Source organism: Rhodoferax sp. OV413 (assembly GCF_945881795.1).
Lineage (GTDB): Bacteria > Pseudomonadota > Gammaproteobacteria > Burkholderiales > Burkholderiaceae_C > Allorhodoferax.
In genome coordinates, this window is the sequence record NZ_CAMCVG010000074.1 from 1 (window position 1) to 11,025 (window position 11,025).

Below are 11,025 nucleotides of genomic sequence, written 5' to 3' on the forward strand. Positions count from 1 at the left end.
GCTGGTGTAAATCAGCACAGCGGGGTCGTCGGCCAGCGTGTCCACCAGAGCGAACTCGGCCGGTTGGGCCGCCAGGGCGGCCTCCCAGCGGGCGTCGTGCGGGCTGCAGAGCAGTGAGGCTGCATCGTTATCCCCCAACCCTAACCCCACCCCTAACCCGACAGCCAGCACCGCCGCCAGCTGAGGGCAGCTGCTGCGCACGCCCGCAAGCGCGGCCAGCGAGCCGGCGTCGCAAATGGCGACTACGGCTTCGCTGTCCTGCAGACGGAATTCCAGCGCCTCGGGCCCGAACAGCATCGAGAGCGGCATCGCCACCGCGCCCATTTGCAGCACCGCCATGTAAGCCACCGCCGTCTCAAAACACTGGGGCAGCACGATGCCGACCCGGTCGCCCCGCCGCACGCCCAGCCCTGCCAGCGCGTGCGAGAGCCGGTTGGCCTGCTCCTGCAGCTGAAAATAGGTATAAAACTCGGTCTCACCGCCCGTGGAATATGCGCACACTGCTATTCTTTTGGAAGCATCAGGGGCATCAGGATGAGCGGGAGTGGCGGGGGGAGTCGCTGGGGCAGCGGCCCAGCGGCGGCTGCATTCCTGCGCCATGTTGAAGTGCTGCGGCACCTGCCAGCGAAAGTTGCGGTGCAGCGCCTCGTAGCCGGCGGGCAGCCGGGACGCGGCGGTTTTGTCTCTGCCTTGACTGACGGCCATGCACGGTCTCCTTATGATTTCAGCAATGTACCAAGCCCAACGCCCTTTCCGCAGCGAGTTCGTTCCCATCCGCGACATGTCGTACCACGTGCTGGTCTGGGGCGAAGCGGCCCCGGGGAAGGTGCCGCTGGTCTTGCTGCACGGCTGGATGGATGTGGCGGCGAGCTTTCAGTTTGTGGTGGACGCGCTGCGACGGGACCACTTCATCATTGCCCCCGACTGGCGCGGTTTTGGCAAAACCGGCTACCGCGAAGGGGTCGGCTACCCCGGCGCCGACCACTATTGGTATGCCGACTATCTGGCCGACCTCGACTTCTTACTCGACCACTACGCCCCGGGAGAGGCGGTGAATCTGGTGGGCCACAGCATGGGCGGCAACATCGCCATGCTCTACGGCGGGGTGCGGCCCCAGCGGGTGCGCCGCCTGGTGAACCTGGAGGGCTTTGGCATGCCGGCCACCGTACCCGCCCAAGCCCCCACCCGGCTGGCCAACTGGATGGATCAGCTGAAATTGCTACGCGCCGGCGAGATCAACCTCAAACCTTACGACAGCCTGGACGGCGTGGCCCGCCGGCTGATCAAAACCAACCCGCGCCTGAGCCCCGACAAGGCCTCCTGGCTGGCACAGCACTGGGCAACTGAGGGTGCGGACGGCAGCTGGAGGGTGCTGGGCGCCCCGGCGCACAAGATCACCAGCGCGCAGCTCTACCGGGTCGAGGAGGTACTGGCAACCCACAAGCGCCTGAGCATGCCGGTGCTGGCGGTAGAAGCCACCGAGAGCAACATGGACGTATGGTGGAAGGGCACCTTCACCCCCGAGGAATACCGCGAACGCCTGAAGGTGGTGCCGCAGGTAGAGATTGCGCAGATTGACAACGCCGGTCACATGCTGCACCACGACCAGCCCGAGGAGCTGGCGGCATTGATGGAGCCATTTATCCATTAGCACGAAGGGGTCTCAACAGAGAATTACAATGAGAACGTTTCTCATTTGTATTTTGAACTGGACACCCCTTTATGAAAACCCTTTCTTCCATCGGCCTCACACTTGCCGCCGCCCTATCTTGCGCAGCGCCCTGGGCCCATGCGCAGGACAAAGTTATCAACATCTACTCTGCGCGCCACTACCCCGGCGACGTGCAGCTCTACGCCGCCTTCACACAAAGCACGGGCATCCAGATCAAGCGGGTGGACGCGGACGATGCCGGCATTCTTCAGCGCCTGAGGGCGGAGGGGGCGGCCTCCCCCGCAGACGTGATTTTGCTGGTGGACGCCTCGCGCCTGTGGAGAGCCGAGGTGGATGGCCTGTTTGCGCCGGTGAAATCCAAGGTGTTGGAGGATGCCATCCCGGTGCAACTGCGCGGCAAGACCAGCGCCGACGGAACGCCGTGGTTCGGCTTCAGCTCCCGGGCCCGCGTCATTGTGTACAACAAGGCCGGCGTGCCCAAAGGGCAGGTGGACACCTATGAAAAGCTCGCCGAACCGAAAAACAAGGGTTTGCTGTGCACCCGCTCGGGCTCTCATCCTTACAACCTGAGCCTCTTCGGGGCAATGAATGAACACCTCGGAAGTGCTGCCACCGAAGCCTGGCTCAAGGGCCTGGTGAGCAATATGGCCCGCAATCCGGTAGGCGGTGATACCGACCAGATCAAGGCCACTGCCTCCGGCGAATGCGGCGTGGCGCTGACCAACACCTACTACCTCGCGCGTCTGATGCGGAGCGACAAAGCCGAGGACCGCGCGGTCATGGACAAGGTCGGCGTGGTGTTCCCCAACCAAAGCAGCTGGGGTACGCATGTGAACATCGCCGGCGGCGCGGTCGCGAAAAACGCCAAGAACCCGGCCTATGCCCTGCAGTTCCTCGAGTTTCTGGCCAGCACGCAGGCTCAGGAGTACTTTGCGAACGGAAACAACGAGTGGCCCGTCGCCAAAGGCATCAAGATCAGCAACCCGGCGCTGGAGAGCATGAGCGGCGGCAGCTTCAAGGCAGAGACGATTCCGGTGAGCATCGTCGGCATGAATCAGGTGAAGGTGCAGCAGATGCTGGACCGCGTGGGCTACCGCTAAGCCCCCACACGCGCAGGGCCTTCGGCCTGAGTGCAGCAGACGGTCAGGCCGTTTTTCTGTTCAGGGTGCGGCTCAGGAAGATCACCGGTATGAGCCCCACCAGCACCAAGACCAGCGCGGGCAAGGCGGCCTCACCGAGCCGCTCGTCTTTGGCCAGCTGAAAGGTGACAACAGCCAGGGTGTCGTGATCGAAGGGCCGCAATATCAGCGTTGCGGGCAGCTCCTTCATCACATCCACGAAAACCAGCAAACCGGCAACCAGACTGCTGCGCAGCAGCAAGGGCCGGTGTATGCGCCACCACATCTGCCAACCCCGCACACCCAGCATGCGCGCGGTTTCATCAAAGGTCACCGGCATCTGGTTGTAGCCGCTTTGCACTGTGTGCAGGGCCACTGCGCTGAAGCGCACCAGATACGCCCAGATCACTCCCACTACGGTGCTGCTGATCCAGAAACCCACCTGCCAATCCGGCCGCGCAGCCTGCAGCCAGCCCAGGGGTATCAACAGGCCCACCACAATCACAGCGCCGGGAACGGCATAACCCATGCCGGAGAGGCTGACCACGAAGCGGGTGAGAGGGTTCGGCGCGGTCCGCGCCGCGAAAGCCAAGGTCAGCGCCAGGCCGGTGGCCAGCACCGCCGTGAAGGCCGCCAGCTTGAAGCTGTTGAGACTCCAGCCCCAAAAGCTATTCCAGGGCAGCGGGCTGTCGGCCAGGCCCCAGGCCTGCCACAAGGGCCGCAACATGAACAACACCGGCAGGACAAAGCCCAACAAGACCGGCACACCGCACACCAGTGTGGCCACCAGCGCACGACTCCGGGTCAAACGCACCGGCTGAGCCGGCGTCTTTGCGCCCTTGGCATTGGCATAGCGCATATTGCGTCGGGCATACAGCTCAAGGCGCAGCAGCAAGGCAGTCATCACCAGCAGCACCGTGGCAAGCTGGGCGGCGGCAATACGGCTGTCCAGCACCAGCCAGGCCTTGTAGATACCCGCGGTGAAAGTCTGAATGCCAAAGTAGCTGGACACCCCGTAGTCCGCCAAGGTCTCCATCAATGCCAGTGCCACGCCCGCCATGATGGCCGGGCGGGCCAGCGGAATCGCAACCGTCACAATGCGGCGGCCCAGCGAGGCGCCCATCATGCGGGCGGCGTCCATCAGGTGCGCGGCCCGCTCGAGCAGCGCCACCCGCACCAGCAGATACACATAGGGATACAAGGTAAACACAAACACAATCGCAGCCCCGCCCAGGCTGCGAACTTCCGGAAGCAAGCGCCCCTCAAGGCCCAGAGCACCGCGCATCCAAGTCTGCGCCGGGCCGCTGAACTGCAAAAAATCGGTGTAGGCATACGCCACGACGTACGCGGGCATAGCAAGGGGCAGGAGCAGCGCCCATTCCCACTGGCGACGCCCCCGAAATTCGAACAAGGTGACCGCACAGGCGCAGGCCGTGCCCACCACACCCACACCCACCGCAACCACCAGACACAAGAACAAGGTGGTACCCGCGTAATCAGGGAGCACGGAGCCCGCCATCTCCCGCAGCAGCCCCAACGACACGCTATCCCATTGCAGCACTGCCGCTGCCAACGCCAGGACGGGGAGCGAGACCAGCGCCCCCACCAGGCACAAGGCGATCTGGGCCGGCAGGGCGCGCAATGCAGTTGTCAACATTTCGGGGTGGGGGTCACAAAAGCGCGTAAGAACAGCCCGGGGGACCCTGCGGCTCTGAATGAGAATTGTAAGTACCTACAATTTTGATCATGTACCTCGAACTCCAAGACCTCAGCGTGCGCTATCGCACGTCTTCCAAGCCGGCAGTTGACGGGGTGAGCTTCGGCTTGCGGGCCGGTGAAATTGGCGTGCTCATCGGCCCCTCGGGTTGCGGAAAGACCACCCTCTTGCGGGCCATTGCCGGGCTGGAAGCCACTAACGCCGGGCGGATATCGCTCGGAGGCATCACGGTCAGCGGACACGGGCAGGCCCTGCCGCCCGAGCGCCGTCAGATGGGGATGGTGTTCCAGGACTACGCCCTCTTCCCGCACATGGATGTGCGCAAGAACATCGCCTTTGGTATCCATCACCTGCCCGCAGATCAGCGCAGCGCCCGGGTTGCGGATGTCTTGCGGCTCGTGGGGCTGGAGGATCTCGCCGCGCGCTACCCCCATGAGCTATCGGGCGGACAGCAACAGCGGGTGGCACTTGCGCGGGCGCTGGCACCGCAACCCAAGCTCTTGCTGCTGGACGAGCCCTTCTCCAACCTGGATGTGGACCTGCGGGAACGCCTGGCGCAGGAGCTGCGCACCATCCTGAAGGCGGCCGGGGCCACTGCCCTCTTCGTAACCCACGATCAACTGGAGGCCTTCGCCATCGGGGACCTCATCGGTGTGATGCAACAGGGCCGCCTGGACCAGTGGGCCGACGCCTACACGCTCTACCACCGGCCGGCTACCCGGTTTGTGGCCGACTTTATCGGCCACGGTGTATTCGCCCCCGCACAGGTCGAGCTCCACGAGGAAAACGGTGTGATCCACAAACACGTCGTCACCCCGCTGGGCGAGCTGCACGGCATAGAGCAGCACGAGCAGGACCGCCTCAGCCTGGGCCCCTGTGACATTCTTTTGCGGGCGGATGACATCGTCCACGACGATGCCGCCGAGGTGCAGGCGCGCATAGTCAACAAGGCGTTTCGGGGCAACGAGTTCCTCTACACCCTGGCGCTGCGGACGGGGGAGCTCGTGATGGCCCATGTGCCCAGCCACCACGACCACCATATCGGTGAGTGGATCGGCATCCGCCCGGAAGTCGACCACGTAGTTACCTTCGCGAGCGAGAGTCCGAAAGGGTGATGGCAACTAAAATAGGCGGTTGACAACCTCTACAGATCGCAGGACCCGCAACATGGAAGCAGAACGCATCAACCTCATCGGCACCACCCTGATTGACCTGAGCAACAGGACGCAGGAACTCAGGGGGTATCTTTGACTACGATGCCAAAGCGGAACGCCTGCGCACCGTCAACGCCTCACTAGAAGACCCCTCGGTCTGGAACGACCCCAAAAAAGCCCAGGAACTGGGCAAAGAGAAAAAGATGCTCGACGGCGTGGTGGTCACGCTCAATGATCTCACCAGCAACCTCTCCGACAACACCGAGCTCTACGACATGAGCAAGGAAGAGGGCGACGAGGAAAGCCTCATCACCATCGAAGCCGAGACCGCCACGCTCACCGGAATCGTCGAGGGGCTGGAGTTCCGCCGCATGTTCAACAACCCGGCTGACCCCCTGCCCTGCTTCCTGGACATTCAGGCCGGGGCCGGCGGCACCGAAGCCTGCGACTGGGCCAGCATGCTGCTGCGCCAGTACCTGAAATACGCCGAGCGCAAGGGCTTCACCGCCAACGTGGAAGACCTGACCGACGGCGACACCGCCGGCATCAAGAGCGCCACCATCAAGGTAGAAGGCGAATACGCCTTCGGCCTGCTGCGCACCGAAACCGGTGTGCACCGCCTGGTGCGCAAGTCGCCCTTCGACAGCTCGGGCGGGCGCCACACCTCGTTTGCCTCGGTGTTCGTGTACCCCGAGATTGACGACACGATCGAGATCGACATCAACCCGGCCGACGTGCGGGTGGACACCTTCCGCGCCTCGGGCGCCGGCGGCCAGCACATCAACAAAACCGACTCGGCCGTGCGCCTGACCCACATGCCTACCGGCATCGTGGTGCAGTGCCAGGACGGGCGCAGCCAGCACAGCAACCGCGACGTGGCTTGGAAGCGGCTGCGCAGCCGGCTTTACGACTTCGAGATGCGCAAGCGTCAGGAAGAACAGCAAAAGCTGGAGGACACCAAAACCGACGTCGGCTGGGGCCACCAGATCCGCTCGTATGTGTTGGACAACAGCCGCATCAAGGACTTGCGCACCAACGTCGAAGTGTCGGCCACGCAAAAGGTGCTCGACGGCGACCTGGATGTCTTCATCCAGGCGTCCCTCAAGCAGGGCATTTGATGACAACCCTTTTTCATATGCAGGCGCAATACTCCACAGGGGCGCCACAAGGGGCATCGGCCCCCGACCACCGCGCAAGCGCCACCACGCCCTGATCGAATCCTGTTTTTTGGAGACACCCCATGTTGCATCTTCGTGAGGCCTCGGGCCCTGCCGCCGTGATTCAGCGCGGCGACTATTGCCCCCCCGCGTTCTGGATCGACGCCGTCGACCTGAGCTTCGACCTCGACCCCGCCAAGACCCGCGTGCTCAACAAAATGACCCTGCGCCGCAACCCCGACGTGCCGGCGCAGCCGCTGCGCCTGGACGGCGAGGAGCTGAACCTGGCCCGGGTGCTGGTCAACGGCCAGGGCACCAGCTTCAAGATGGATGGCAACCAGCTGGTGCTCGAAAACCTGCCCGAGGGCCAGGAGCCCTTTGCGCTGGAGATTTTCACCACCTGCATGCCGGCCAAAAACACCAAGCTCATGGGCCTGTATGTGAGCAACGACTCCTTCTTCACCCAGTGCGAGGCCGAGGGTTTTCGCCGCATTACCTATTTCCTCGACCGCCCCGACGTGATGGCCAGCTACACCGTCACCCTGCGCGCTGACAAGGCCAAATACCCCGTCTTGCTGTCCAACGGCAACCTGGTGGAGTCCGGCGATCTGGACGACGGCCCCAACGGTGCGCGGCACTTTGCCAAGTGGGTCGACCCGCACAAAAAACCCAGCTATCTGTTTGCGCTGGTGGCCGGCCAGCTGGTGGCGCGCGAACAGCGCATTACCAGCCGCGCGGGCAAAGACCACCTGCTGCAGGTGTTCGTGCGCCCCGGTGATCTCGATAAAACCGAGCACGCGATGAACAGCCTGATGGCCAGCGTGGCCTGGGACGAGGTCCGCTTCGGCCTGCCCCTGGACCTGGAGCGCTTCATGATTGTGGCCACCTCCGACTTCAACATGGGCGCCATGGAGAACAAGGGCCTCAACATCTTCAACACCAAGTACGTGCTGGCCAACCAGGCCACCGCCACCGACGCGGACTACGCCAACATCGAGAGCGTGGTGGGTCACGAGTACTTCCACAACTGGACCGGCAACCGCATCACCTGCCGGGACTGGTTTCAGCTCAGCCTCAAAGAAGGCCTGACCGTCTTCCGCGACCAAGAGTTCAGCCAGGACCTGTGCGCCGAGGCCAGCGCCCGCGCGGTCAAGCGGATTGAAGACGTCCGCGTGCTGCGCACCGCCCAGTTCCCCGAGGACGCCGGCCCCATGGCCCACTCGGTGCGGCCCGACAGCTACATCGAGATCAACAACTTCTACACCGTCACCATCTACGAAAAAGGTGCCGAAGTGGTGCGCATGATGCAAACGCTGGTAGGCGACGGCAGCATCCAGTCCAGCCGCAAGGGCTTTGAGCGTGGCATGAAGCTGTATTTCGAGCGCTTTGACGGCCAGGCTGTCACCTGCGACGACTTCGCCTCCAGCATCGCCGAGGCCAACCCCCACTCACCGCTCGACAAGCTGCTACCCCCGTTCAAGCGCTGGTACAGCCAGGCCGGCACGCCCCGCGTGGCCGCACGCGGCGAATACGACCCCGCCGCCCAGACCTACACCCTGCACCTCAGCCAAAGCTGCGCGCCCACGCCGGGCCAGCCGGTCAAGGAACCGTTTGTGATTCCGGTGCGCATCGGGCTATTGGGCGCCGCCAGCGGCGCGGCACTGCCGCTCACCGTGGACGGCCAGCCTGTGGGCGACAACGCCCTGATGGTGCTTGCAGAAGCCAGCCAGAGCATCACCTTCCAGCACGTGGCCGAGCTGCCGGTGCCCTCCATCCTGCGCGGCTTCTCGGCGCCGGTGGTGCTGGACTTTGACTACACCGACGCCCAGCTGCTCACCCTGCTGGCGCACGACACGGACGCCTTTAACCGCTGGGAGGCCGGCCAGCGCCTCGCTCTGCGCAGTGCTATCGAAAATATAGCTACTAGCGCAGACTCCACGGGCTCAAAACCGCTCAATGATGCCTATATAGAGGCCATGCGCTCGGTGCTGCGCCACCCCACGCTGGACGCTGCCTTCAAGGAGCTGGTGCTCACCCTGCCGTCTGAGGCCTACATCTCCGAGCAGCTAGACGTGGTAGACCCGCAGCGCATTCACGCGGTGCGCGAAGCCATGCGCCTGCAGCTGGCCACCGCCCTGCATGCCGATTGGGAATGGGCCTATGCGGTGCACGAGAACAACGGCGGCTACCGCCCCGACCCCGTATCCAGCGGCCGCCGCGCGCTCGCCGGCATGGCGCTGAGCTTCTTGTGCCTGGCTGCCGCCCACAGCGGCGAAGCTGTCTGGCCCGGCAAGACCCTGCAGCGCTTCAAAGACGCCGGCAACATGACCGACCGGTTCAACGCCCTGCAGGCGCTGGTGGGCAGTGGGCACCCTCTGGCGGCCCAGGCCCTGGCCCGCTTTCACGCCCTGTTCAAGGACGAGGCACTGGTGCTCGACAAGTGGTTCGCGCTTCAAGCCGGCACCAGCGACCGCGGCGGCCAGGTGCTGCCGGCCGTGCGCCAACTCATGGCCCACCCCGACTTCAACCTCAAGAACCCCAACCGCGCGCGCAGCGTCATCTTCAGCTTCTGCAGCGCCAACCCCGGCGGCTTCCACCGCACCGATGCGGCAGGCTATGTGTTCTGGGCCGAGCGTGTGATGGAGCTGGACGCCATCAACCCCCAGGTTGCCGCCCGCCTGGCCCGCGCGCTGGACCGCTGGAAAAAGCTGGCCGAGCCCTACCGCGGCGCGGCGCGCGAGGCGCTGGCCCGCGTGGCCGCCAAGGCCGACCTGAGCAACGACGTGCGCGAAGTCACAGACCGCGCGCTGGCCGACTGATCTCCAACCATCCAGGGAACCCCCATGACACAACGCATCTCGCTCACCCGCTACCTCATCGAGAAACAGCGCGGCAGCCGCGACGCCGGCGGCGAAGGCACGATCCCGCCGCAGCTGCGTCTGCTACTTGAAGTGGTGGCGCGGGCCTGCAAGAGCATCAGCCTGGCGGTCACCAAGGGTGCGCTGGGCGGTGTGCTGGGAGCCGCCGAGAGCGAGAACGTGCAGGGCGAGATCCAAAAGAAGCTCGACATCATCGCCAACGAAGTGCTGATTGAGGCCAATGAGTGGGGCGGCCACCTCGCCGCCATGGCCAGCGAAGAGATGGAAGGCATCTACCTTGTGCCCAACCGCTACCCGCAGGGCGAATACCTGTTGATGTTCGATCCGCTGGATGGCTCGAGCAACATCGATGTGAATGTCAGCATCGGCACCATCTTCAGCGTAATGGTCAAAAAAACCGAAGGCCCGGGCGTGAGCGAGCAGGACTTTCTGCAGCCTGGCACCCAACAGGTAGCCGCCGGGTATTGCGTTTACGGGCCGCAAACCACGCTGGTGCTCACCGTGGGCGAGGGCGTGGCTATGTTCACCCTGGACCGCGAGCAAGGCTCTTTTGTGCTCACCCAGGAAAACGTGCGCATTCCCGAAGACACCCAGGAATTCGCCATCAACATGAGCAACATGCGCCACTGGGCCCCTCCGGTCACCCGCTATATCGAAGAGTGCCTGGCCGGTAAGACCGGCCCGCGCGGCAAGGACTTCAACATGCGCTGGATTGCCAGCATGGTGGCCGATGTGCACCGCATCCTGACCCGCGGCGGCGTGTTCATGTACCCCTGGGACCAGCGCGAGCCCGGCAAACCGGGCAAGCTGCGCCTGATGTACGAAGCCAACCCCATGGGCTGGCTGGTTGAGCAGGCCGGCGGCGCGGCCTCCACCGGCACCGAGCGCATCCTCGACATCCAGCCCTCCCAGCTGCACCAGCGGGTGAGCGTGGTGCTGGGCTCGAAAAACGAAGTGGAACGCGTAGCCCGTTACCACGCTGAGCACCAAAAATAGCCTCCCCGAGCGGGAATAGTCCGCGGCCTCTGTAGACTCGGCCCCTTTCGGTCGGCTTGGCCGACATTGATAGACAGAAACCCCCCATGACCGACTACCCACTCACCTATTCCAAAACCGCCCAGCTGGGCGACAAAACACTGCTGGGCTCAGTGGTCATTACCAGCGCCGCGACACTCGCCCTGGCCGCCACCGTGGCAGACGCCGCGCTGGGCTACACACTGACCGCTGCTTTGTTTGTATTTGCTTTTGCGGTGTAAGGCGTATTCAAAGGGCAGGAGATCACCCGCTACGGCCTGACGCTGGCCTTGGTGTGCCTGGTCGCGCTGCAA

At 64.1% G+C, this 11,025-nt stretch carries 9 protein-coding genes; 7 read left to right on the plus strand and 2 right to left on the minus strand.

All coding sequences use genetic code 11. The features are described 5' to 3' along the window. On the minus strand, positions 1 to 705 hold a 705-nt coding region (locus tag Q0O05_RS09420), incomplete at its 3' end, for an AMP-binding protein (RefSeq protein ID WP_293662420.1). A 25-nt stretch (positions 706 to 730) separates the two neighbouring features. Here Q0O05_RS09420 and Q0O05_RS09425 point away from each other — a divergent pair. Next, positions 731 to 1,651, plus strand: coding sequence for an alpha/beta hydrolase (locus Q0O05_RS09425; protein ID WP_293662422.1), 921 nt, complete (start codon positions 731 to 733; stop codon positions 1,649 to 1,651). A gap of 71 nt (positions 1,652 to 1,722) precedes the next feature. After that, positions 1,723 to 2,772: an extracellular solute-binding protein gene (locus Q0O05_RS09430; RefSeq protein WP_293662423.1), complete on the plus strand. Its 1,050-nt coding sequence runs from the start codon at positions 1,723 to 1,725 to the stop codon at positions 2,770 to 2,772. Between the two features lie 43 nt (positions 2,773 to 2,815). Here Q0O05_RS09430 and Q0O05_RS09435 read toward each other — a convergent pair whose 3' ends face one another. Next, on the minus strand, positions 2,816 to 4,447 hold the full coding sequence (locus Q0O05_RS09435; RefSeq protein WP_293662424.1) for an iron ABC transporter permease: 1,632 nt from the start codon (positions 4,445 to 4,447) through the stop codon (positions 2,816 to 2,818). An 89-nt stretch (positions 4,448 to 4,536) separates the two neighbouring features. On the opposite strand from Q0O05_RS09435, the gene Q0O05_RS09440 reads away from it, so the two are divergent. The 5 genes from Q0O05_RS09440 (at position 4,537) to Q0O05_RS09460 (ending at position 10,953) form a co-directional block, all read left to right on the plus strand. Continuing rightward, positions 4,537 to 5,622: an ABC transporter ATP-binding protein gene (locus tag Q0O05_RS09440; RefSeq protein ID WP_293662426.1), complete on the plus strand. Its 1,086-nt coding sequence runs from the start codon at positions 4,537 to 4,539 to the stop codon at positions 5,620 to 5,622. Between the two features lie 52 nt (positions 5,623 to 5,674). Beyond that, positions 5,675 to 6,779, plus strand: a protein-coding gene (gene prfB, locus Q0O05_RS09445; protein ID WP_293662428.1) for a peptide chain release factor 2 whose coding sequence is annotated in 2 segments (ribosomal slippage) — positions 5,675 to 5,755 and positions 5,757 to 6,779 — 1,104 coding nt in all. Because the reading frame shifts where the segments join, the coding sequence is not laid out codon by codon here. Positions 6,780 to 6,901: 122 nt separating this feature from the next. Further along, positions 6,902 to 9,637 (plus strand): aminopeptidase N, encoded by a 2,736-nt coding sequence (pepN, locus tag Q0O05_RS09450; RefSeq protein ID WP_293662430.1) that lies wholly within the window; start codon positions 6,902 to 6,904, stop codon positions 9,635 to 9,637. A 24-nt stretch (positions 9,638 to 9,661) separates the two neighbouring features. Further along, positions 9,662 to 10,693 carry a class 1 fructose-bisphosphatase gene (locus Q0O05_RS09455; protein WP_293662432.1) on the plus strand — a complete coding sequence of 344 codons (1,032 nt, stop codon included), beginning with the start codon at positions 9,662 to 9,664 and terminating at the stop codon, positions 10,691 to 10,693. Between the two features lie 86 nt (positions 10,694 to 10,779). Next, positions 10,780 to 10,953 (plus strand): hypothetical protein, encoded by a 174-nt coding sequence (locus Q0O05_RS09460; protein ID WP_293662434.1) that lies wholly within the window; start codon positions 10,780 to 10,782, stop codon positions 10,951 to 10,953. The last annotated feature ends 72 nt before the right edge of the window (positions 10,954 to 11,025 follow it).